23 protein-coding genes, 1 pseudogene and 1 riboswitch are annotated in these 24,144 nt (G+C 43.5%); of the genes and pseudogenes, 23 read left to right on the top strand and 1 reads right to left on the bottom strand.

The genetic code is table 11. The features are described from left to right. Position 1: 1 nt before the first annotated feature. The 17 genes from DCC82_RS17710 to DCC82_RS14120 all read left to right on the top strand — a co-directional run bounded on the left by DCC82_RS17710 (position 2) and on the right by DCC82_RS14120 (position 18,209). Positions 2–166 (top strand): hypothetical protein, encoded by a 165-nt coding sequence (locus tag DCC82_RS17710; RefSeq protein ID WP_167317814.1) that lies wholly within the window; start codon positions 2–4, stop codon positions 164–166. A gap of 99 nt (positions 167–265) precedes the next feature. Further along, positions 266–1,939 carry a long-chain-fatty-acid--CoA ligase gene (locus tag DCC82_RS14200; RefSeq protein WP_097354837.1) on the top strand — a complete coding sequence of 558 codons (1,674 nt, stop codon included), beginning with the start codon at positions 266–268 and terminating at the stop codon, positions 1,937–1,939. Between the two features lie 109 nt (positions 1,940–2,048). Next, the gene (locus DCC82_RS14195) at positions 2,049–2,633 is read left to right on the top strand and encodes a fatty acid metabolism transcriptional regulator FadR (RefSeq protein WP_015864733.1); all 585 of its coding nucleotides are present in this window, start codon (positions 2,049–2,051) and stop codon (positions 2,631–2,633) included. Between the two features lie 34 nt (positions 2,634–2,667). After that, positions 2,668–3,441: an enoyl-CoA hydratase gene (locus DCC82_RS14190; RefSeq protein ID WP_097354836.1), complete on the top strand. Its 774-nt coding sequence runs from the start codon at positions 2,668–2,670 to the stop codon at positions 3,439–3,441. A gap of 64 nt (positions 3,442–3,505) precedes the next feature. Then, positions 3,506–4,279 (top strand): electron transfer flavoprotein subunit beta/FixA family protein, encoded by a 774-nt coding sequence (locus DCC82_RS14185; protein ID WP_097354835.1) that lies wholly within the window; start codon positions 3,506–3,508, stop codon positions 4,277–4,279. 25 nt (positions 4,280–4,304) lie between these two features. Beyond that, a complete protein-coding gene (locus tag DCC82_RS14180; protein ID WP_015864730.1) occupies positions 4,305–5,282 on the top strand; it encodes an electron transfer flavoprotein subunit alpha/FixB family protein in 978 nt (325 codons plus the stop codon). Positions 5,283–5,453: 171 nt separating this feature from the next. Beyond that, complete coding sequence (trxA, locus tag DCC82_RS14175) at positions 5,454–5,768, top strand: thioredoxin (RefSeq protein ID WP_015864729.1); 315 nt, start codon at positions 5,454–5,456, stop codon at positions 5,766–5,768. Positions 5,769–6,111: 343 nt separating this feature from the next. Next, positions 6,112–7,302, top strand: coding sequence for a hypothetical protein (locus tag DCC82_RS14165; protein ID WP_062753128.1), 1,191 nt, complete (start codon positions 6,112–6,114; stop codon positions 7,300–7,302). 107 nt (positions 7,303–7,409) lie between these two features. Beyond that, positions 7,410–8,351, top strand: coding sequence for an NAD-dependent epimerase/dehydratase family protein (locus DCC82_RS14160; protein WP_097354834.1), 942 nt, complete (start codon positions 7,410–7,412; stop codon positions 8,349–8,351). Then, a complete protein-coding gene (locus DCC82_RS14155) occupies positions 8,341–9,285 on the top strand; it encodes a lysylphosphatidylglycerol synthase transmembrane domain-containing protein (RefSeq protein ID WP_097354833.1) in 945 nt (314 codons plus the stop codon). Before DCC82_RS14160 ends, DCC82_RS14155 begins: the two co-directional genes overlap by 11 nt. Beyond that, complete coding sequence (locus tag DCC82_RS14150; protein ID WP_097354832.1) at positions 9,282–10,781, top strand: alkaline phosphatase family protein; 1,500 nt, start codon at positions 9,282–9,284, stop codon at positions 10,779–10,781. Before DCC82_RS14155 ends, DCC82_RS14150 begins: the two co-directional genes overlap by 4 nt. Next, positions 10,741–11,502: a glycosyltransferase family 2 protein gene (locus DCC82_RS14145; protein ID WP_062753121.1), complete on the top strand. Its 762-nt coding sequence runs from the start codon at positions 10,741–10,743 to the stop codon at positions 11,500–11,502. Before DCC82_RS14150 ends, DCC82_RS14145 begins: the two co-directional genes overlap by 41 nt. A 100-nt stretch (positions 11,503–11,602) precedes the next feature. Further along, positions 11,603–12,361 (top strand): hypothetical protein, encoded by a 759-nt coding sequence (locus DCC82_RS14140; protein ID WP_015864718.1) that lies wholly within the window; start codon positions 11,603–11,605, stop codon positions 12,359–12,361. A gap of 28 nt (positions 12,362–12,389) precedes the next feature. Continuing rightward, the gene (locus tag DCC82_RS14135) at positions 12,390–13,316 is read left to right on the top strand and encodes an FTR1 family iron permease (RefSeq protein WP_015864717.1); all 927 of its coding nucleotides are present in this window, start codon (positions 12,390–12,392) and stop codon (positions 13,314–13,316) included. Between the two features lie 77 nt (positions 13,317–13,393). Then, positions 13,394–14,833 carry a nucleoporin-interacting protein gene (locus DCC82_RS14130; RefSeq protein WP_097354967.1) on the top strand — a complete coding sequence of 480 codons (1,440 nt, stop codon included), beginning with the start codon at positions 13,394–13,396 and terminating at the stop codon, positions 14,831–14,833. An 18-nt stretch (positions 14,834–14,851) separates the two neighbouring features. After that, positions 14,852–16,624: an excinuclease ABC subunit UvrC gene (gene uvrC / locus DCC82_RS14125; protein WP_097354831.1), complete on the top strand. Its 1,773-nt coding sequence runs from the start codon at positions 14,852–14,854 to the stop codon at positions 16,622–16,624. 69 nt (positions 16,625–16,693) lie between these two features. Beyond that, positions 16,694–16,874: riboswitch (Lysine riboswitch) on the top strand. A gap of 111 nt (positions 16,875–16,985) precedes the next feature. After that, entirely contained in the window at positions 16,986–18,209 is a 1,224-nt protein-coding gene (locus DCC82_RS14120; protein ID WP_097354830.1) for an aspartate kinase, read from the top strand. Positions 18,210–18,238: 29 nt separating this feature from the next. Here DCC82_RS14120 and DCC82_RS14115 read toward each other — a convergent pair whose 3' ends face one another. Next, a complete protein-coding gene (locus DCC82_RS14115) occupies positions 18,239–18,694 on the bottom strand; it encodes a YslB family protein (protein WP_015864713.1) in 456 nt (151 codons plus the stop codon). 274 nt (positions 18,695–18,968) lie between these two features. On the opposite strand from DCC82_RS14115, the gene DCC82_RS14110 reads away from it, so the two are divergent. The 6 genes and pseudogenes from DCC82_RS14110 to racE all read left to right on the top strand — a co-directional run bounded on the left by DCC82_RS14110 (position 18,969) and on the right by racE (position 24,126). Next, entirely contained in the window at positions 18,969–19,577 is a 609-nt protein-coding gene (locus tag DCC82_RS14110; protein WP_097354829.1) for a succinate dehydrogenase cytochrome b558 subunit, read from the top strand. A 35-nt stretch (positions 19,578–19,612) separates the two neighbouring features. Beyond that, entirely contained in the window at positions 19,613–21,370 is a 1,758-nt protein-coding gene (gene sdhA, locus DCC82_RS14105; RefSeq protein WP_015864711.1) for a succinate dehydrogenase flavoprotein subunit, read from the top strand. Positions 21,371–21,373: 3 nt separating this feature from the next. Further along, a complete protein-coding gene (gene sdhB, locus DCC82_RS14100) occupies positions 21,374–22,135 on the top strand; it encodes a succinate dehydrogenase iron-sulfur subunit (RefSeq protein WP_097354828.1) in 762 nt (253 codons plus the stop codon). Positions 22,136–22,450: 315 nt separating this feature from the next. Further along, entirely contained in the window at positions 22,451–22,675 is a 225-nt protein-coding gene (locus tag DCC82_RS14095; RefSeq protein WP_003248783.1) for a helix-turn-helix domain-containing protein, read from the top strand. Between the two features lie 222 nt (positions 22,676–22,897). Continuing rightward, positions 22,898–23,377, top strand: a pseudogene (locus tag DCC82_RS18285) (MarR family winged helix-turn-helix transcriptional regulator). After that, on the top strand, positions 23,332–24,126 hold the full coding sequence (gene racE, locus DCC82_RS14085) for a glutamate racemase (protein WP_015864708.1): 795 nt from the start codon (positions 23,332–23,334) through the stop codon (positions 24,124–24,126). Before DCC82_RS18285 ends, racE begins: the two are co-directional and overlap by 46 nt. Positions 24,127–24,144: the final 18 nt, after the last annotated feature.

The following is a 24,144-nucleotide window of genomic DNA, read 5'->3' as shown; positions in this document are numbered from 1 at the left end:
GATGGAGACATTAGTAAGAATGTTGCTTGTTTTATGTGGAATTTTTTTGATCATTGGCATCGTCTATTTAGCGTGGAAAAACAAAACGATGGAAACATTGGCAAAATTATTGTTTATACTATGTGTGTTTTTTGTTCTTATCGGCGTCATCTATTTGTTTTTTTAACGCCCTATGAGATAGGGCGTTTTTTTTGATGTAAAATTCAAAAAAGTGTAATAAAATAAAAATAAACCATCTGAAATTTTTTTGATAAGGGGGAGTACGATGGAAAAGCCATGGCTTACTCATTATCCGCCGGAAATTCCGCATCACCTTGACTATCCTAATAAAACATTGCCTGATTACTTGCGGGAAACGGCGGCGGAATTTGGCGAGCATGATGCGATTTATTTCTTTGGGAAAACGCTTACATTTCGTGAAGTTTATGAACAGGCGCTCACATTGGCAAATTATTTGAAACAAATCGGACTGCAAAAAGGGGATCGTGTGTCGATTATGCTGCCAAACTGTCCACAAGCGGTTATCAGCTATTATGGTGTGCTGTTCGCGGGCGGCATTGTCGTGCAGACCAATCCGCTTTATACGGAGCACGAATTGGAATATCAGCTAAACGACAGCGGAGCGACGGTGCTCATCACATTAGATATGCTTTATCCAAAAGCAGCGAAAGTAAAAGCAAATACAAAAGTGAAACATCTTATTATTACGAGCATTAAAGACTATTTGCCAACGATAAAAAAATGGCTATATCCATTCATGCAGCGGAAGCAGCAGCCAGTGATTGTCAAAGTGGAAGAACGGAGCGACCAGCATCTATTTTCCAAAATAATAGCCCGTCCGAACGCAATGGAGCCAAACGTGGAGATCGACCCTGTTGAAGATGTCGCGTTATTGCAGTATACCGGAGGAACAACCGGCGTTCCAAAAGCGGCCATGCTTACGCACCGAAATTTAATTGCCAATACGTTGATGTGCGCTCATTGGATGTATCGATGCGGAAAAGGAACGGAGTCGATTTTGGGAATTTTGCCGTTTTTCCATGTGTATGGCATGACAACGATCATGAATTTAGCGATTATGCAAGCGTATAAAATGATTCTTTTGCCGAAATTTGATGCGGAAACAACATTAAAAACGATTGAAAAACTAAGACCAACGTTGTTTCCTGGAGCGCCAACGATGTATATTGCGCTTTTAAATCACCCGAATTTATCGCGCTATGATTTGTCATCGATCAAAGTATGCATTAGCGGATCAGCACCATTGCCGGTGGAAGTTCAGGAAAAATTTGAAAAATTGACTGGCGGAAAACTGATTGAAGGATATGGGTTGACGGAAGCATCGCCTGTTACTCACAGCAATTTTGTATGGGACGGGGAACGGGTAAAAGGAAGCATCGGAGTGCCATGGCCAGATACGGAAGCGAAAATTATATCATTGGAAACAGGGGAAGAAGCAAAAGTGAACGAAATTGGTGAACTCGTTGTTCGCGGGCCGCAAGTGATGAAAGGATACTGGAATCAGCCGCATGAAACGGAGAATGTTTTACGTGACGGATGGTTATATACGGGAGATGTTGGTTATATGGATGAGCGCGGTTATTTCTATATCGTCGACCGGAAAAAAGATATGATTATTGCAAGCGGATACAACATTTATCCGCGTGAAGTGGAAGAAGTATTATATGAACATCCGAAAGTGCAAGAAGCAGTAGTAGTTGGTGTTCCGCATGAATATCGTGGAGAAACGGTAAAAGCGTTTGTCGTTCTTAAACAAGGAGAGCAATGCACGGAAGAAGAGTTGGATCAATTTATGAGAAGTCGATTGGCGGCATATAAAGTACCGCGAATTTATGAGTTCCGCAAAGAACTTCCAAAAACGGCGGTTGGGAAAATTTTGCGAAGAGCATTGCTGGAGGAAGAAATGAAAAAAGAATAAGGGCCTGTTTAGATTTGGAAAAACTTTATCTTGACAAAATAAACAAGGAGTCTTTAAAATGAAAACATGAATGATTACTCATTCATGTTTTCGTAAAGGAGAATGACTGTTGAGGAGAGATAAGCCAAAATTTAAACAAATTATCGATGCAGCAGTGGTAGTCATTGCTGAAAATGGATACCACCAAGCACAGGTATCGAAAATCGCTAAGCAAGCGGGAGTCGCGGACGGCACGATTTATCTTTATTTTAAAAATAAAGAAGACATTCTTATATCGGTGTTTGAGGAAAAAATGGGCTCCTTTATTGAGAAAATTGAACAAGAGATAGCAGGAATTTCGAGTCCTTTAGAGAAATTGTACGTATTAGTAAAGAAACATTTTGAATCACTGGCCGCAGATCATCATTTAGCCATCGTTACTCAACTGGAATTGCGTCAATCGAACAAAGAATTGCGACATCGCATTAACGATGTGTTAAAAAGATATTTGCGCATTATTGACGAAATTGTAAAAGAAGGAATCGAAAAAGGCGAGTTTCGCCGTGATTTAGATATTCGGCTTGCAAGGCAAATGATTTTTGGAGCGATTGACGAAACAGTGACGACATGGGTAATGAACGAGCAAAAGTATGATCTAGTCGCATTAGCAAATCCAGTGTATGAATTGTTAACAAAGGGTTGTGCATCTTCGTAAGACAGCATATTTGTTTAAAGGGGGAGAAGAGGAGATGGAATTTTTTCGTATCCATAAAGAAGAGTTTGTCGCGGACGTAACGTTTTCTCGTCCGCCGGCAAACGCTCTTTCATCCGCTGTGTTGAAAGAGCTTTCAGCCTTGCTCGATGAGCTGGAGGCGGATGATAACGTCCGTGTTGTGCTTCTTCACGGCGAAGGAAGATTTTTCTCCGCAGGAGCGGATATTAAAGAGTTTACTTCTATAGCGTCCAGCGATGAAGCGACAGCGCTGTCGCAAAATGGACAGCAAGTGTTGGAACGAATCGAGCGCTTTCCAAAGCCAGTGATTGCGGCCATCCATGGCGCAGCGCTAGGCGGTGGACTGGAGCTGGCGATGAGCTGCCATATCCGCATTGTTTCCGAAAACGCCAAACTCGGCCTGCCAGAGCTGCAGCTTGGCATCATACCTGGCTTTGCCGGCACGCAGCGGCTTCCTCGCTACGTCGGCTTCGGCAAAGCGGCTGAGATGATGTTGACGAGCGAGCCGATTACCGGAGCAGAAGCGGTGCAGTGGGGATTAGCAAACAAAGTGGTTCCAGAAGAGCAATTGCTCGAGGAAGCAAAAAAACTGGCGAAAAAAATCGCGCAAAAAGGCCCGATTTCGGTTCGCGCTACATTGCAGCTTTTAAATTCTTTTAAAGAAAAACCATTCCAGGAAGCAGTGCGTGAGGAAGCGGAGCTGTTTGGAAGCATGTTCACAACAGAAGACGCGAAAGAAGGAGTGCAAGCGTTCATTGAAAAGCGTCCGCCGATCTTTCATGGTAAATAATGTTTTTAATTGACGGAATCTTTAAAACTGAAGTAATGTTTAATCAAAACAAGGAGGGACTCACATGAACATTTTCGTCTTAATGAAGCGCACATTCGATACAGAAGAAGAAATTACGATTGCAGATGGCAGAGTAAACGAAGAAGGAGCAGAATTTATTATCAACCCGTACGATGAATACGCAATTGAGGAAGCGATTCAAGTACGCGACAAACATGGCGGTGAAGTAACAGTTGTGACGGTGGGCAATGAGGATGCGGAAAAAGAATTGCGTACGGCGCTAGCGATGGGCTGCGATAAGGCGGTGCTCATTAATATTGAAGAAGATGTTGAAGAACAAGATCAATACACAACGGCGAAAGTTCTTGCCGAATATTTAAAAGACAAAAACCCTGATTTGATTTTGGCTGGAAATGTCGCCATTGACGGCGGTTCGGGACAAGTTGGCCCGCGCGTAGCGGAATTGCTGGGAATCCCGTATGTGACGACAATTACGAAACTAGATATTGACGGCGATAAAGTAACGATCGTCCGCGATGTGGAAGGAGACGAAGAAGTGATCGAAACGTCGCTTCCACTGCTTGTGACAGCGCAACAAGGACTTAACGAGCCGCGCTATCCTTCGCTTCCAGGCATTATGAAGGCGAAAAAGAAACCGCTTGATGAATTGGAATTAGATGACTTGGATTTAGATGAAGACGATGTTGCGGCGAAAACGAAAACGATCGAAATATTCTTGCCGCCAAAAAGAGAAGCGGGAAAAATTCTTCAAGGTGAAATCGCTGATCAAGTAAAAGAGCTTGTTCAACTTTTACGTTCAGAAGCAAAAGTGGTGTAATTTTTCATAATAGGGGGACTGAAAGATGGCACGCAAAGTACTGACGTTAGCAGAAGTTCGTGATGGATCATTAAGAAACGTTTCGTTTGAGGCGATCGCAGCGGCAAAAACGATTGCCCAAGGCGGGGAAGTCGTATCCGTCCTTGTCGGGGAAAGCGTCCAATCGTATGCCAATGAGTTATTTTTCCACGGCGCCGACCGCGTTGTTGTGGTAGAGCATCCAAATTTAAAAAATTATACATCTGACGGCTATTCTCAAGCGCTGAAAGCAGTGATTGACGCGGAAAACCCAGAAGGGATCGTATTGGGCCATACCTCATTAGGAAAAGACTTATCGCCGAAATTAGCGGTCAAATTAAACTCTGGCCTTGTTTCCGACGTGGTGTCTGTGGAAGAAGCTGGGGGCAACCTTATCTTTACACGTCCGATTTACTCTGGAAAAGCGTTTGAAAAGAAAATCGTTACAGACGGCATCATTTTTGTCACTGTTCGTCCGAACAACATTCAACCGTTAGAACGTGATGAATCGCGTTCCGGAGAAGTATCGAACGTTTCTGTCGACATTAAAGATTTGCGTACAATTGTAAAAGAAGTCGTTCGTAAAACAGCGGAAGGAGTCGACCTATCTGAGGCGAAAGTCATTGTTGCCGGCGGACGCGGTGTGAAAAGCGCGGAAGGCTTTAAGCCGCTGCAAGAGCTTGCCGAAGTATTAGGCGGTGCTGTCGGTGCATCACGCGGTGCGTGCGATGCGGGATATTGCGATTATTCGCTTCAAATCGGCCAAACTGGGAAAGTCGTTACTCCAGACCTTTATATCGCCTGCGGGATTTCCGGAGCGATTCAACATTTAGCTGGTATGTCGAACTCGAAAGTCATTGTAGCGATTAACAAAGACCCAGAGGCAAACATTTTCAAAGTCGCTGATTACGGTATTGTCGGAGATTTGTTCGAAGTTGTTCCGTTGTTAACGGAAGAATTTAAAAAATTAAAAGTGCATTCGTAAATTTTTTACGAAACGGGCAAAGCGAATTGCTTTGCTCGTTTTCTGCTGTCTGCTCGAAGGCATAATTCCTGCCAGAAAGCGAATATTAGAAACGAAGCAAAATATTCGCACTAAACTCCATTACGTGATATACTTTGCTTACAGTATCATAGCGAATAGGAGGAATTTAAAATGGCGATTGTAAATGCGACAGATCAAACATTTGCGGCAGAAACGAAAGAAGGCCTAACATTAGTCGATTTCTGGGCGCCATGGTGTGGACCTTGCCGCATGGTTGCGCCGGTTCTTGAAGAAGTAGATCAAGTAATGGGCGACAAAGTAAAAATCGTAAAAGTAAACGTCGATGAAAACCCAGAAACAGCGTCTAAGTTCGGCGTGATGAGCATTCCAACATTGCTTGTTTTCAAAAATGGCGAGCTTGTTGACAAAACGATCGGCTATCAGCCGAAAGAAGCGCTTGTTCAACTATTGGAAAAACACGTATAATTCATTTTTCTTCAAAAAGATTCAGGCAATATATTGTCTGAATCTCTTTTTATTTCCAATACTTTATTTTATCCGGTTGCCCGCATTTAGAAGAAGCATACCGGGCAGCTGAACTTACTGTTAAATCATGGAAAACAAGCCGCATCGTCTATCCAAGGAGAAATTGTCGGGAATGAGTTTTTCCCTTCATTTATCAAAGTATAATACAATAGCAGAGCTTGCCAAAACAACGGCAAGCACTTTTCTTTTATAAAAAACATGATTGACTTTGATAATCATTATCTATTATAATTAATTTGTGTTAATGAAAATCATTATCAAAGAAGTGTCGGGGGGATACATAATGTCAGTTAAATGGAAGCTGCTTGCTGTTTTTACAGCGTTTGCGGTAATGATGGGAGCTTGCTCAAACAGCGAGGAAACGGCAACAACCAAAACAAAGGAAAAAGAACAAACAGCCGCTGAACAAAAAGAAGAAAAGCCAGCGGAAACAGAGAAAAAAGAAGAGATAAACTATGCCGATGTGTTTAAACAGGCGATTGCCGAGCTGGAAAAAGCAAAGCAAGGGCAAAAAGTTGATTTTGATAAAGTAACAAAACTATATGAAGAAAATTTACAGACGCTTGTGCAAAAACGTGACGCCGAATTTCAAGATACGATTGACCAGCATATTACTACTGCGCTGGCGGCAGGGAAAGATGGCTCGCTCGATCCAGTAGTCGTCAAACAAATCTTTGATAAGCTTATGCAAAAAGTATTTTATACGACAATCAAGCATGAGTTTACTGAAGTAGAGGAAAATTGGGCAAATAAAGAAGCGGTGAAAGAAGAAATCGAAGAAGCGAAGCAGTTTTACGCGATTTTACAGCCAACGGTAGAAAAGCGTGACGCCGCTTATGGAACAAAGTTAGCGGACGCGATTAATGGAGCGTTTGCACAAATTGAAGATGCGGCTGCAAAAGACGATTTGCTCGCATTCTCCTTAGGAAAGCAAGTCGTGGATAAAACGTTGATGAAAACCTTTTATTTAGCGACAGGAGCGCTTCCGCACGGCTATGCTTCAAAGGCGGCAAATGCGGCGAAGCAGGATGAAAAAGAAGCGAAAGTCGAACAAGCAGAAGGATGGGCATTTTATCAATCTGTATATCCATATATGAAAAAGCATGCGCCAGAAGAAGCGGACTACATTTTAAAACAATTTGATTTGCAAACAGATGTGAAAACCCTAGATCCGGCAGCGATCAATAAAGCGTTTGTCCGCGGCTGGGCAAAGGTGGCGCTTCATGAATATGAAGAAAGCAAAGAAAGCTGGGGGCAAGATAAATCGGTGATTACTGCGTTAGAAGGCGCTTTATTTATTAATATGATGGAAAGTGACTTAAAAACGCTGTTAGGCGATCAAGCTTATGCGTCATTGAATGATCAGGCGCAGCGCTACCTTGAGGCGGCAAAAACAAAAAATAAAGCAGAGGGAGAAAAACTTCTTTCTCAATTAGAAGCAACGTTAAACACTGTTATTGAAAAGGCAAAATAACGATAAGGCAAAAAACCTTGTTCTTTAGCAAGGTTTTTTGCCTTCTTATGAAGCAAAACTGTATGGTAATATGCTAGTAGGAATTAATCGATTTTGAGGTGAATCCATTGAAAATTCTCGTTACAGGGGGAGCCGGGTTTATCGGCAGCCATCTTGTTGCCAAATTGCTCTCGTTTGGGCACAATGTGGCGGTCATTGATAATTTTCATCCTTATTACTCTGTGGAACGAAAAAATCGGCAATTTCGTGAGTTGACGGGAGGAAGTCTTCCCGTTTATCGCATTGACTTATTAGATGGTGAAAAAACGGAAAAATTGTTTCGCCGCTATCAGCCGGACTGTGTATATCATTTAGCGGCGCTGCCGGGCGTTCCAAATTCGCTTCTTAAGCCGCTTGATTATGTCGATTATGATATTAAAGCGACGATTAACGTGTTAAAGGCATCGGGGGAAGCCGGAGTCGGGCATGTGTTATTCGCCTCTTCCTCGTCCGTCTACGGCAATCAAGGAAACGTACCGCTGAAAGAAGAGATGGCAACGGGAGAAGTCGTTTCGCCATATGCCGCCGCAAAATACGGAGCGGAGTCGTTTTGCCATGCGTATGCCCATCTATTCGGCTATCAGGTGACGATTTTTCGCTATTTTACCGTATACGGTCCGTGGGGCCGTCCGGATATGGCAATCAGCAAGTTTATCCGCCATCTGTTGCATGACGAAGAGATTGTCGTGTACGGAACGCAGACAGCAAGAGACTATACGTTTGTGGACGACATCGTCAACGGAATGGTAGCGGCGCTCGGCCGCCGAAGCGGAAATGATGTATTTAATTTAGGATCGGGGCGCCCGATCACGATGGAGCGATTGCTGCAAGAACTTAAAACGCATTTTCCAACGATGAAGGTGAGATACGCTCCGGAGCGAAAGGGAGATGTGAAAGCGACATGGGCAGACATTACGAAAGCCGAGCGGGCGTTCGGATACAAACCAAGCGTAACGTTCGAGGACGGGCTTGCGCGGACGGTCGCGTGGGCAAGGATGTATGAAACGTAAGCACGCAACGATAGCGGTGAGGCTGGCCGGAGCCGGGCTTGTTCTTGTTTTTCTATGGCTGACATATCGCTATTTCGATGGAGAAGAGCTTCTTAGGCAGCTCTACCTGCTTTTTCAAAGACCGGACACGCTGGCATGGATGTTGATCATATACGGCGCTTCTTTTTGGCTAAGGGCGCTGGCATGGAAGTCATACGTAGGAAAACCAATTTCTTTGATTGTATACGCCAAAGGCATCTTTTTCAGTTTGCTTATTAATCATATCGCTCCGTTCAAAGTAGGCGATATTGCCCGTGTGGCTGTTTTAGCAAAACAAAAGGACGTTTCTGTCGATGAAGCCATTCATTCGGTGGCGGTGATGCGGCTTTTGGACATGCTTGTTTTATGCCTTTTGTCCGCATGGGGAATGTATGCATACGTCCATCGTTTTCCTGCAATAAACGCAATGGTTATTGGTGTTGTCGGAATAATCGGTGTTTGTGCAGTCGTTGTTTTGTTGTCGCGTAAATCGGATGCGAAGTGGATTCGTAAACACTATCACATGATAAAAAGCGCGTTAAGAGGAAGACGAGGCGTCTATATGGTGAGTATGATTGCGCTTAGCTGGCTGTGTGAGGCGGTTGTCATTTATGAGATGACCAACACACTTGGAATGTCGTTAACATTTTTAGAATCCGCGTGGGTCAACAGCATTACTGTTTCTGGCCAAGTGTTTCAAATCGCTCCAGGCGGGCTGGGGACGTATGAAGCGGTAATGGCGTTTGCAATTACGAGAATCGTACCGGACTGGAGCGGCGCGTATATGGCTGCGATGATGACCCATGCGTTTAAATTTGCGTTTTCTTATTTGGTTGGCATTGCCGTACTGTTTATGTCTCCAAGAGATATTTCGTTCGTCTGGGCGGCTTGGAAAAAAGGAAGGGAGAAACGATGAAAGAAGCTTCAAGATTGGAAAAAGTAGCGGCGCGATGTTGGAATTTGCTGAACGAGGGAAAACCGTTTACACCGATTTTCGTTATCGGGACGATGGCGATCTACCATCTTGCCGATTTCGGCACCATCGAGCATATGAAGCACTGGCTCTTAGGTTTTCTCGCGGTGCTTCCACTTTTTGTTATCTATTATATGTACGATTATCCGTTATTTTTGCGAAATTATTTATGGATTCCATACGTTGTGTTTTTAATCGTTTGGCAGTTTGCCGACCTTAAGCTGTTAGGCCTGGCGCTGGGTCTATATTTTTTCTTTACCGTCTTTTTTTGGGGAACGCTTTACTATCATTTGCGCATTGGGACATCATGGTGGAATTTTACCCGTTTTTGGAAGTTAGTGCTGAAAAATAGTGATTCGACAAGCGGAAACGCGCAAGAACAGCTGCCGAAATTTTTGCTGCTTTTGTCGATTTGGCAATATGTGTACGTACAGCTGGAAGGGGAGGCAGGCGATCTTTCTCTTGCCGGCTTTGCGTTCTATTATGCGGGTGTTTTTTTGTTTTCTTTCCTCTTGCACAGCCAATTATTTGACTGGAAGCCAAAAATCATTCCGACATACACCAATAATGCCAGCGTTCCAAAAGAGCCAATCAATGAGAAAGTCATTGTGATTGTCATCGACGGCATGCGGAAAGATCGGTTTGAGCAAGCCAATGCGCCATTTTTAAAATGGCTGCGGCAACATGGGACGGAGTTTGCGCAAATGGAGACGGTCTATCCGGCGCGGACGGTCGTTTGTTTTACGTCGATGTTTACCGGAACCTATCCGTTTGAACACGGCATCCGCTCTAACATGGTATGGAAGCTTGGCATCAAAGTAGAAAGCATTTTTGATTCACTAAGGAAAGTAGGGAAAACGGGACGGCTGCTTGGCATTGCCCATCTCGTCGATTCGTTTGGAGATGATGTCGAAACGGTAACAGCGGTCATGCATAATGACGTAGCTGACCGTAACATCATTGAACGCGCCAAACGGATTATGGAAGAACAAGATCCTGATTTGCTCATCGTTCAATTAATTGCCACAGACCAAACAGGGCACAGCCGCGGTGTATTATACGAGGAATATCTTCAAAAAATAGAAGAAGCGGACGCGCTTATCAAGGAGTACGTTGAGTGGCTCGAACAGAAAGGAAAATTAAAAAACGCAACGTTAATCATTTGCGCCGATCACGGACAAGCGGACGGCATCGGAGGACACGGGCATTTGGATGAAGGAGAACGATTTGTGCCATTCTTCTTATATGGCCCGGCCATTGAGCAAGGAAAGCGGATCGATGAAAAGAAAAGTTTGGTGTCCGTGGCGCCGACGATTGCTTATTTGCTGGGCACTCCGTATCCTAGCCATAGCCGCGGGCCCGTACTAACGGAAGCGATTCGAAAGAGGGAAGCAGAGGATGAAGAAGCAAAAAGTGATCGTCTTTTTACCAGCGTATAATGAGGAACAATCGATTGGCGAGGTCATTCGCAAGATTCCCCGCCATTTTCATCCTTGTGTGGATGTGAAAGTATTAGTGATTGATGATGGTTCGACCGATAACACAGCAGCAGCCGCGAGAGAAGCGGGTGCTGATTACATTTATCAAATGCAGGAAAACCGCGGGCTTGGTGCCGCTGTACGTCAAGGATTGCGGGAATGTCTCCGTCTCGGTGCGGATATCGGCGTGATGATTGATGCGGACAACGAATATCCGGCAGAACAAATCCCGGATTTGCTTGCTCCGATTTTTGCTGGAGAAGCGGACTATACGATGGGTTCGCGCTTTCTTGGCACGATTCGCGGGATGAAATGGCATCGCCGTCTTGGCAATTACTTCTTTACATTTCTGCAATCGCTTCTTCTTCGAACATGGATTTATGACGGTCAATCGGGAATGCGCGCCTTTTCCCGGCAAGCGATGGAGCACGCCGAGATCATCCATGATTATAACTACGCGCAAGTGATTACGTTAAATTTAGTCCGCAAAGGGTTTCGTGTAAAAGAAGTGCCGATTCGCTATCAAGTGCGGACAACGGGACAGTCATTTATTAAATTTCGAGCGTATGTCACGGCTGTTATTCCAGCGATTTGGAAGGAGATGCGGCGGCCGGTAAAAAAAGTGGTAATTGATGAAGACGCCCACCGTCTTCCAAGCATAACTGAAAAACAATGTTCGTAGTCCCTTTCCTTTTTCCGGACAGGAAAGGGAGTTTTTTCATGAGTATATTGACATAGAAGATGATAATCATTATCATTGATGATGTAGGAGGAGATTGATAATGAGGCGATTTTGTTTGTTTTTTTCTCTAGCGATGATATTCATTCTCAATAGTGTTCCGATTTCTGCTTTTGCGTACTCCTATGGCGACCCGAATGAAGAAAAAGTAGCAGAAGTTTATAAACAAATGTCGGAAAAGTTAAACAAACAGCCGCCAAACTTTGCGGAGGCGCGCAAAATTTTCGAAACGGTCAAAGAGGAAATTGATATGCATATGGGAACGGAGCCTTCGCAAGCAGTATTATCGGCGCTTGATAAAAAGGATAAAAAAGCTGTTTTAAAAAATATGGAAAAAATTCTTGTTTTAAATGTTGCACGCCGGTTGGAAAATATCGAGAAAAATTTTGAGCAATATGATACGAGCAAACGGTTATTAGCGAAGGCATTTGCTACATACGAAGCGCTTTCTCCAATCGTGCAGGCGAAAGACGCGGCCCTTGACAAGCAGTTGAGGGATGAATTTGATAAGGCGCTGCAGTCGTTAGGAAACCCTGGATTGTTTGGCGTCGGCGAAAAGAAAGCGAACAAGGAACAATTTAAGAAAAGCAAGGACATGATTTTAACGTCATTACAAAAGCAATTTGGGTTGAAAAGTTTGAAGGTGGGACATTTTTCGGAAAGTGAAACGGAAAAGCCGCAAGAAGTAGAGAAAAAAGAATGGACGGACTTATCTGAATTAAAAAACTGGATTCCGATTGCAATTCTTATTGTGGTGATTGCCGGGGTTGTTGTGTATTCATGGCGCCGCAAGCGGGCGTGACGGATGGAAACAAAGGGGGAGACATGCGATGGAAGTTCAAGCGCTGTTGATTACATTTCGCGAGGCGCTCGAGGCGCTGTTGATTGTCGGAATTATTACGTCTTATTTAAAGCGCGTCAACCATCAAGAATATACGAAGTACGTTTGGCTTGGAGCAGGATTAGCGGTTTTAGCGAGCTTTGGGGTTGCGATTCTTTTCCAAGTCGTGCTCACTGGATTTGCCGCGATGGGAAGCGAAATGTACTTAAAGATCGGCATTATGTTTGTTTCGGCGATTTTGCTGACACAAATGGTCTTTTGGATGGCCGAGCATAGCCGCAATATGAAAAAAAGCATCGAAGGAAAGATGGATCAATTTATTACGACCGGCAATGTCGTTGGAATGGTTATTCATTCGTTTTTAGTTGTGCTCCGTGAAGGTGTCGAAACGGTCTTTTTCTTTGCCGCGATTACCCATGGAAACATCGGTGCGGCGATGAAAGGATGGGGAGCAGTGACAGGAATTGCGATTGCGGCGATCGTCAGCTACCTTTTCTTCAAAGGAACGATGCGCATTCCGCTGAAGACGTTCTTTAAAGTAACCGGAGCGTTCATCGTATTGATTGCCGCGGGACTATTAGTCCAAGGCATTTCCATGCTCCAGGATTTAAATATCATCGGCAGCGTGATGCCGCATGTATATGATTTAACATGGCTGCTTCCAGAACATCCGATTGATTATGAACATTATCTCCGCGATCATGGCGTCGCACCTGTCTTTTCAGGAGAAGTTGGCGTGTTTTTAAAAGCGCTCTTCGGCTATTCGTCCATGCCATCCATTGAAGAAATCATCGCCTATATTGGATATTTTGTCGTGATTTATTTATTAGTTACAAGCCGCAACACAAATAAGAAAAATGTGGAGCAATCAACAACCGTCCAAGCGCTTGAACCAAAAACGAAAAAGGTAATGTAAAAAGTACAAGGCTTAGCCTTGTGCTTTTTCGTCTTTTTTGCCAAATATGTGCCATGTAGAAAAAGGGGAGAAAGATGCTGAAGCATTTTCTAGGAAATAATCGACTTTTGTCATATTTCAGTTTAGTCATTTTATTATGTTTGTTTTTCGTAGAAATCTATTATGCAAGCCCTTATGCGGCAACATGGGATCAAGTCGATTTTGCATTGGCGTTAGACCGTTATGATTTATTGGCCATGCAGCCGCATTTTCCGGGCTATCCATATTTCGTGTTGGGCGGCATGTTTATTCGTACATTTGTTGACAATCCGGCGAAAGCGCTATCCGTCTTTAATATCGTTACATTGTTTTCGGCAACGATTCCGATCGTTCTCCTGTTAAAAAAGCATTTCTCGACTTCCATGTCATTGTTCATTAGCACGCTCCTCCAGTCGGCAAGCTATATCATGGTGATTGCGGGCCAGCCGATGTCGGACGGCGCGGCGCTGGCGGTGCTGTGGTGGTATTTTTGGTCCATCGAATTGGCAAGAAAGCGAGATGCATGGTGGATACAGCTACTTCCGCTTGCCTTGTTTAGCTTGTTAATGGGAATCCGTTTGTCGTATGCTCCATTTGCGGTGGCGATTTTGTTTTTATGGTACGAAGATTGGAAAAAACATCGCAGTGCCTTTCGAATCGGCTGTTTTTTGACGTCCGCTGCCTTTTTTCAATTTATTTGGATTGCTGCGGTCGCGGCGACGGAAGGAAGTTTCCAATCCTTTTTCAAACTGGCTCTTTCATTTACGAGCGGCCATTTCAAGGAATGGGGGGGAACGGCGGTAAGCGACGGGCAGCCGTTATGGGAGCGAATGATTTACTTTTTCTTTTATAATATTTTATGGACAGGGATAGCAAGCCAAAACGTGATCTTGCTTTTTTTGTATATGGTTGTATGGACAGCGATATGGAAGTCAAGGAAGTCCACGTTCCCGCGCTGGCTTCTTATTTCTGGATTCGTTTATTTTCTTTGGGGGTTATTTGCACAAAATATCGAAAAACCGCGCCATATTCTCCCGCTTGTTCATCTTGTTTTGTTGTACGGATGGATTTGCTTTCTCCGCAATCATATGTCTATGTACCGATGGAGCATAGCGATGGCAGTGTTAGCCGCACAACTCGCAACGGGAACATGGCATATGCGCGAACAAGCATTACAGTTGCCAGCAACCTATCAATTGGCATATGATTTACAGAACAGTAAAGAGAGATTCGTTCTGTATACATGGGAAGAAACGCGTGTGCTGCAATACCTCGATGTGGACTTTCCGCACAAGGACGTGCTGCACTTTTCATTTTTTTTACAGGACAAGGAGAACTATCAACATGTTAAAATTTATATGACCGATCATGTGGTCAAAGGCTTTCAAGCGCAAGGGGTTTCCCTTTCACGCAATGTGCGGAAAGTGAAAACATATCGTTCCAGCACACTCGCAGATCCAGTGTACGGAAACATTACGCTGTACGAATGGATCAATTAATTTGATGGAGTGATTATGATGCATGATCACTTAAAAGAAAAATTAGCCGTGCTCCCGGAGCAGCCGGGATGTTATTTGATGAAAGATAAAAACGGTACGGTCATATACGTCGGCAAAGCAAAAGTGCTGAAAAACCGCGTGCGCTCGTATTTTACCGGCACACATGATGGAAAAACGCTGCGGCTTGTCAACGAAATTGCCGATTTTGAATATATCGTCACTTCTTCGGACGTCGAGGCTCTTATTTTAGAAATGAACTTGATCAAAAAGTATGATCCGAAATATAACGTGATGCTTAAGGATGACAAAAGCTATCCGTTTATAAAAATTACCGCGGAGAAGCATCCTCGCCTAATCATTACGCGAAAAGTGAAAAAAGACGGCGGAAAATATTTCGGGCCGTATCCGCATGTACAGGCGGCAAACGAAACGAAGAAACTGTTAGACCGCATTTATCCGTTGCGCAAATGCTCGACCATGCCAAACCGCGTTTGTTTATATTATCATATGGGACAATGTCTTGCACCGTGCGTATATCCTGTGTCCGAACAGCAAAATAAAGAAATCGTTGAACAAATCGCCCGCTTTTTAAGCGGCGGGTATAAAGAAGTAAAAAAGGAACTTGCGGAAAAGATGATGAAAGCAGCCGAGGCGCTCGAATTTGAACGGGCAAAAGAATACCGTGACCAAATTGCCCATATTGAAGCAACGATGGAAAAACAGAAGATGATCATCAACGATTTCGTTGATCGCGATGTGTTTGGTTATGCCTATGACAAAGGATGGATGTGCGTACAAGTATTTTTCATTCGCCAAGGAAAGCTGATTGAGCGCGATGTATCGATCTTTCCGATGTACCAAGACCCAGACGAAGAGCTCCTCACCTTTTTAGGGCAATTTTATACAAAAGCGAACCACTTTAAGCCGAAAGAGGTCATTTTGCCTGCTGACATTGACGGCGAACTTGCCGAGCAGCTGCTGGAAGTAAAGGTTGTTCAGCCGAAAAAAGGAAAGAAAAAAGAACTGGTTGATTTAGCAAGCAAAAATGCGGCAATTGCTTTGAAAGAAAAATTTTACTTAATTGTGCGGGATGAAGAACGAACGATCAAAGCTGTGGAAAACTTAGGAAAAATATTAGGAATTCCGACCCCGCATCGCATTGAGGCGTTTGACAATTCCAATATTCATGGCGCGGATCCTGTTTCAGCCATGGTAGTTTTTATCGATGGAAAACCGGAGAAAAAAGAGTACCGCAAATATAAAGTCAAAACCGTAGAGGGACCGGATGACTATGAATCGATGCGCGAGGTGGTAAGAAGACGTTATACTCGCGTGCTCAAAGAAGGCCTCCCGCTTCCCGATTTGATTATTATTGACGGAGGAAAAGGGCATTTAGCTGCGGTAAGGGATGTGCTTGAAAACGAATTAGGGCTTGATATTCCGCTCGCTGGGCTTGCCAAAGACGACAAGCATCGCACATCCGAGTTAATTATGGGGGATCCGCCGCAAGTTGTTCCATTAGAAAGAAACAGCCAAGAGTTTTATTTATTGCAGCGCATCCAAGACGAAGTGCATCGGTTTGCGGTTGCCTTTCACCGGCAAACGCGTGGAAAAACGATGTTTCATTCTGTGTTAGATGACATCCCCGGCGTTGGGGAAAAGCGAAAAAAAGCGTTATTAAAGCATTTCGGATCCATTAAAAACATGAAAGAAGCAACGGTAGAAGAATTGCAAAAAGCAAACATTCCGCGCTCTGTTGCTGAAAAAATTTATAAGAAATTGCGAGAATAATATTGTCAACAATACGAAAGTTTGATATGATTGCAATAAATTTCATATTTATACACTTCCAAACGCCGAAGTGAAGATAGAGGTGCGAACTTCAAGAGTACACATTCGGAGGAAAATGAGTTCCGATGATGAGTGTGGAAAGGGGAGCGTCGCCGAAGTGGAAAAAGTCTCATTGCTTTTTCCGCTGGTCCTGCGTTTAAGAAATGTAGGACTGTCAAGATGGGATTCATCTTGGAGAGCTATCTCACTGTGCGGGGCGAATTCGTTTTTTCGTTTCGTGATGCACAGCAATGAGATTTCTCTCATTGCTGTTTTTATTTGCAAGCAAATAAGCGACATTTGTAGGCAAAGGGTGAGACGAATGGGAATTATTGTACAAAAGTTTGGCGGAACGTCTGTCGGTTCCATCGAAAGAATTCAACATGTGGCGAATCGGGTCATTGAGGAAGCCCAAAAGGGAAATGAAGTGGTTGTTGTTGTTTCGGCAATGGGAAAAACGACCGATGAGCTTGTCAACTTAGCGAATCAAATTTCCCATCATCCTAGCAAACGGGAAATGGATATGCTTCTTTCGACAGGGGAACAAGTGAGCATCGCGCTTTTGGCAATGGCGCTTCATGAAAAAGGATATAAAGCTGTTTCATTAACAGGATGGCAAGCGGGAATTATGACGGAAGAAATGCACGGCAATGCCCGCATTATGAACATGGATACGACGAGAATCCGCCGCCACCTTGATGAAGGGGCGATTGTGATCGTTGCGGGGTTTCAAGGAGTGACGAAAACAGGGGAAATCACCACGCTCGGCCGCGGAGGTTCCGATACAACAGCGGTAGCGCTGGCGGTAGCATTAAAAGCCGATAAATGCGATATTTATACGGACGTCACAGGCGTGTTTACGACAGACCCGCGTTATGTAAAAACAGCAAGAAAATTAAAAGAGATTTCCTATGATGAAATGCTTGAGCTAGCCAATTTAGGGGCAGGAGTATTGCATCCGCGCGCCGTTGAATTTGCGAAAAACTACGAAGTGCCGCTGGAAGTGCGTTCGAGCATGGAAAACGAAAGAGGAACGATGGTAAAGGAGGAAGTTTCGATGGAGCAGCATTTAATCGTACGAGGAATCGCATTTGAAGATCAAGTAACGAGAGTAACGGTGGATGGAATCGAAAATAGTTTATATACATTGCCGACCATTTTTACGGCTCTTGCGAACCGTGGCATCAATGTAGATATTATTATTCAAAGCGCGACGAATTCCGAAACAACGTCTGTTTCTTTTTCGATTCGCACGGAAGATCTGCAAGAAACGATCCAAGTATTACAATCGTTAAAAGGAGCAAATGTGCAATATGAAACTGGTTTAGCAAAAGTATCGATTGTCGGCTCCGGTATGATTTCTAATCCGGGAGTAGCTGCGCAAATGTTTGAAGCGCTAGCGAATCAAGGCATTGAAATAAAAATGGTCAGCACGTCAGAAATTAAAATTTCCACGGTCATTGACGAAAAATATATGGTTTCGGCCGTCGAGGCGCTTCACGAAGCATTCGGGCTTGCCGAAGAAACCGTAGCGCTGCGCTCATAAAAATGGCAAAAGCCTGCATTCGCAGGCTCTTAGCTATTTATTTCATCTTTGCGATCCCATTTAATGGTGATTAACACTTTATTAGCACGTTTCTTTTGTTGTTCGAACGCTTCAGCAACGCGGCGTTTTTGATGCTCAATTTGTTGGGCTAGAAATCCTGCTTCCAACTGAAATGTACAATTTTCGTGAAGAGCAAATCGCGCGGCGATGATCGGACCTGTCAACTCAACGTGAAGCTCGTCCTTTCCTTCTTCCAAAACGGAAAGGGTTCCCCATCCAGCTTTTTCAAAAAACGTGATGATATCGGATATCGTTTCTAGCGGATAATGGCGCGCCAAGCTTTTACCAGCCCAGTATAAAATGCTTGCTGTTTCTTTTCCGAGCAATTCAGGAAGAAGAATTTGCCGAATCAGTTCAGAGCCAAATGCGGAAATAGGAATGTTTTCTAATGCTTTATATTGTTCTTCTAGCGATGGTAGTTTCACATGCTTCCCCTCTTTCTATCTACTCTAACATTATAGCGAAATGGAGGGGAGCGCGCATTATCTTTCTTATGATCAGACATTGTTTAAATATTCAAACGTTTGAACATTTTATGACTTTGTTTTCTTGACGCTTGTACAATGTGAGAGTACAATGAATGTGACACAATGATTATGGTAATGGAAGCAATTACATTCTATGAATCATTACCTTTTCATTTTTGTGGATGGGGAGCGCATTAATTTTTCATCGTTATTATTCAAAGGGGGTTTACATATGGCAGGAAATCGCGAATTTTATTACCGTCGGCTCCATTCGCTGTTAGGAGTCATTCCAGTAGGGATCTTTTTAGTACAACATTTAGTCGTAAACCATTTTGCGACAAAAGGTCCGGAAGCGTTTAACCGTGCTGCTTCCTTTATGGAGAATTTACCATTTCGCTATTTTTTAGAAATATTCGTCATTTTTCTTCCGCTATTGTTCCATGCCATTTATGGGCTTTACATCGCTTTTACAGCGAAATTTAATGTGGGAAGTTACGGATATTTCCGCAACTGGATGTTTGTCTTGCAGCGGATCACCGGAATCATCACATTAATTTTTGTGACATGGCATGTATATGAAACTCGAGTGCAAGCCGCATTGGGCACGGAAGTAAACTATGAAATGATGGCGAATATTGTCGATAATCCGGCTATGCTGACATTTTACATTGTCGGAATTTTATCAACAGTGTTCCATTTTGCGAATGGTTTATGGTCCTTCTGCGTAAGCTGGGGGTTAACGGTATCTCCTCGTTCACAACAAGTTTTCACCTATGTGACAATGCTTATTTTTGTCGCGCTTTCCATCGTCGGCATTCGTGCTATTTTGGCATTCGCTTAATCTACAACTAGCAATCTTTTAGGGAGTGAGTAGCAATGAAAAAAGGAAAAATCATCGTAGTTGGTGGCGGTCTAGCTGGTCTAATGGCAACGATTAAAATCGCGGAAGCAGGCGTACCTGTAGAATTGTTCTCGCTCGTACCTGTTAAGCGGTCTCACTCTGTCTGTGCACAAGGTGGGATTAACGGTGCGGTAAATACGAAAGGGGAAGGGGATTCTCCTTGGGAACATTTCGACGATACCGTATATGGCGGTGACTTTTTAGCGAACCAGCCTCCGGTAAAAGCGATGTGTGAGGCAGCGCCAAGCATCATTTATATGCTTGACCGCATGGGAGTCATGTTCAACCGTACTCCTGAAGGGTTGCTTGATTTCCGCCGCTTCGGTGGAACGCAGCATCACCGTACTGCATACGCAGGGGCAACGACAGGCCAGCAGATATTATATGCGCTTGATGAACAAGTGCGCCGCCATGAAGTGGCTGGACTTGTCACAAAATATGAAGGATGGGAGTTTTTAGGCGTTGTTTTAGATGATGAACAAATTTGCCGAGGAATCGTTGCGCAAGATTTAAAAACAATGGAAATTAAAGCGTTTCCTGCGGACGCGGTCATTATGGCGACAGGCGGACCAGGAGTCATTTTTGGAAAATCGACGAACTCGATCATCAACACAGGTTCAGCAGCGTCTATCGTCTATCAACAAGGCGCGTACTATGCAAACGGGGAATTTATCCAAATTCACCCGACGGCGATTCCGGGAGACGATAAACTGCGTCTCATGAGTGAGTCAGCCCGAGGGGAAGGCGGAAGAGTCTGGACATATAAAGACGGAAAACCTTGGTATTTCCTTGAAGAAAAATATCCTGCTTACGGAAACCTTGTACCTCGTGATATCGCAGCAAGAGAAATTTTCCACGTTTGCGTTGACTTGAAGCTCGGCATCAACGGCGAAAACATGGTATATCTTGATCTTTCTCATAAAGATCCGAAAGAACTAGATATCAAACTTGGCGGTATTATTGAAATTTATGAGAAATTTATGGGGGAAGACCCTCGCAAAGTGCCGATGAAAGTATTCCCAGCTGTTCACTATTCGATGGGCGGCTTATGGGTTGATTATGATCAAATGACAAACATTAAAGGATTGTTTGCCGCTGGCGAATGTGATTACTCGATCCATGGCGCAAACCGTCTAGGAGCTAACTCCTTATTATCAGCGATTTACGGCGGCATGGTTGCTGGACCAAATGCGGTTCGATACATTCGCGGTTTGGAAAAATCGGCAGACGCAATGCCATCATCGTTGTACGACCGCTATGTGAAGCAAGAAGAAGAGCGTTGGAACAACATCTTGTCCATGGATGGAACAGAAAACGCGTATGTGCTTCATAAAGAGTTGGGCGAATGGATGACAGCGAACGTTACAATCGTTCGTTACAACGATAAGTTGTTGAAAACAGACGAGAAAATCCAGGAATTGTTGGAACGCTATAAAAACATCAGTGTTACAGACACGTCGAAATGGAGCAACCAAGGCGCAACATTTATTCGTCAGTTATATAATATGCTTCAACTAGCGCGGGTAATTACGCTAGGCGCTTACAACCGCAACGAAAGCCGTGGTGCACACTATAAACCGGAGTTTCCAGAGCGCAATGACGAAGAGTGGCTCAAAACAACGATGGCACGCTATACCCCAGATGGACCGGCATTCCACTACGAAGATGTCGATGTATCGTTGATTAAGCCACGCAAACGCGACTACACGAAAAAGAAAGAGGAAGTGAAGTAAACGATGAGCGAGAAAAAAACGGTTCGATTCATTATAACACGTCAAGATCGTCCTGATTCTGCGCCATACGAAGAAGAATTTGAAATTCCATATCGTCCGAATATGAACGTCATTTCTGCGCTGATGGAAATTCGCCGTAATCCGGTTAACGCGAAAGGGCAAAAAACAACCCCAGTTGTATGGGAAATGAACTGTTTGGAAGAAGTATGCGGCGCTTGCTCGATGGTTATTAACGGCAAACCGCGTCAAGCATGCACAGCATTAATTGATAAATTAGAACAGCCAATTCGTTTGGAACCAATGCGCACGTTCCCGGTAGTTCGCGACTTGCAAGTAGACCGCAGCCGTATGTTTGACTCGTTGAAAAAAGTAAAAGCATGGATCCCAATCGACGGAACGTATGACATAGGTCCTGGTCCGCGTATGCCAGAACGAAAACGCCAATGGGCATACGAGCTTTCAAAATGTATGACATGCGGTGTATGTTTAGAGGCATGTCCAAACGTCAACAGCAAATCGAATTTCATCGGTCCAGCACCGCTTTCCCAAGTACGTCTATTTAATGCGCATCCAACAGGCGCGATGCATAAAGCGGAGCGGATGAAAGCGATTATGGGTGATGGCGGTTTAGCGAACTGTGGTAACTCGCAAAACTGTGTGCAATCTTGTCCAAAAGGAATTCCGTTAACCACTTCGATCGCTGCGCTAAACCGTGAAGCGACGATTCAAATGTTCCGCAACTTCTTCGGAAGTGACGAAGTATAATGATGAAAATCCTCTTCATGGCTTTCATGAAGAGGATTTTTATTAGGGGGATATGTAATGAAGCAGATTGATTACATTGATCAATGGGAACAATGGGAAAAGTCGTTTACCTTCTTTCAAAAAGCGTTCCTTGGAGCGATGAGATGAGACAAATGCTCCAACAGTCCCAAGCAACGGCAATTGTTTAGAAAAATACCTATTTTTCTATTAGATAAGCGAAATTCCGTCACCGTAACCCCTTCTTTCACATACTATATGGTGAATAATACCCATCCGGTAGTTCAGGTCTAGTGAAAGCAAGGAGGGTTACAATACTTGAAGGATAAATCATTTCAACCAAAGCCGTTGCTAACGAAAAGAGAGAGAGAGGTATTTGAATTATTAGTTCAAGATAAGACGACGAAAGAAATTGCCAGAGAACTGTTTATTAGTGAAAAAACGGTTCGCAACCACATTTCGAACGCAATGCAAAAACTTGGGGTAAAGGGGCGATCCCAAGCAGTTATTGAATTGCTTCGAATGGGAGAACTTGAACTATAAGAAATGCCGGCTCACCTTATTTTAAGGTAGCCGGTTTGTTATATTTTAAAGATGAAATTTAGTTTTAAAAATAAAAACGATTTACTCATTGATTATGTGGCAAAGTGGAGTAAAATGGAATATATCAAACATTGTCGAATAAAATAAAAAGTTGTATTTTTTTGTTGCATTTTTGTAGAAAAACATTAAAAATAATAAATGCACCGTTGTAGAGGAGATTGTATGTCTTTTGATGAAAAGACTGTTGCAGAGCTAGATCGATATATTGCCGCAAATTTAAAACAACGAGACCGTGAAATTTTAGCGTAGTATCCAATCACACCGCGCAATTCGCCACACTAAAATAGCTATTGGAAGAAGAGGACTTGACGATCGGCGAATTATTGAACAAAATGTATCTGGCATGTAGCACAACATATTTAGTAGACAGAATGGAAAAATACAGGCTCGTTGCTAGAGTAAAAGATCGGCACGACTGACGAGTTGTACGCATTCGTCTTCTCGAAAAAGGGAAACGAATGGTCGAAGAAGTGATAAAAAGCGTCAACATGATTTGGTACAAGTGTTGCAAAATTTTTCCAATCAAGAAATTGTCTTTTTAGAAAATACTTACGAAAACTACATCAAGAAATGAAAAAAAGAATGAGGCGGATCAATTGGAAAGAGCAATTGGTGTTATTGACTCAGGAGTTGGTGGATTAACTGTTGCAAAAGAAATTATGCGACAGTTACCAAAAGAACGGATTGTTTATCTTGGGGATACAGCTCGTTGCCCATATGGGCCACGCCCTAAAGAGGAAATTCGTCAATTTACATGGGAAATGACGAATTATTTATTGCGGTATAATATTAAAATGCTTGTTATTGCTTGTAATACGGCAACAGCTGTCGTATTAGACGAAATTCGGGAACAGCTCGATATTCCGGTATTAGGAGTGGTACATCCTGGAGCTCGCGCGGCGTTAAAAGCGACGAAAAACGGGCATATCGGTGTGATTGGTACAATTGGTACAGTAAAAAGCGGTGCGTATGAAAAGGCGCTAAAATCCATTAACCATCGAGTTCGTGTAGAAAGTTTAGCATGTCCAAAGTTTGTCCCGCTTGTAGAGAGCGGAAACTTCGAAGGAGAGGAAGCGAGAAAGATAGTCGCTGAATCGCTTGAACCGTTTAAATCGAGCAATATGGATGTCCTTATTTTAGGATGCACTCACTATCCTTTGTTAAGTCCTCTTATTAAAGAATATATGGGAAAACGCGTAAAACTAATTTGTTCCGGTGATGAAACCGCACGTGAAGTTAGTGCGATTTTGCATCATAGCCATCTTCTTTATACAGGGCAACGAGAGGCAGAACATTTATTCTTTACGACAGGATCAAAGGAACTGTTCCAAAAAATTGCTTCCAAATGGTTTGGAAAGCCAATTGAAAATGTTCAAACGATTGAATTATAAAAAAATCCTTTAGCGTAA

It is taken from the genome of Geobacillus sp. LYN3 (assembly GCF_003064505.1).
GTDB lineage: Bacteria > Bacillota > Bacilli > Bacillales > Anoxybacillaceae > Parageobacillus_B > Parageobacillus_B toebii.
Note: the sequence above shows the minus strand (reverse complement) of the source record. Positions and strands in the feature narration are given on the sequence as shown.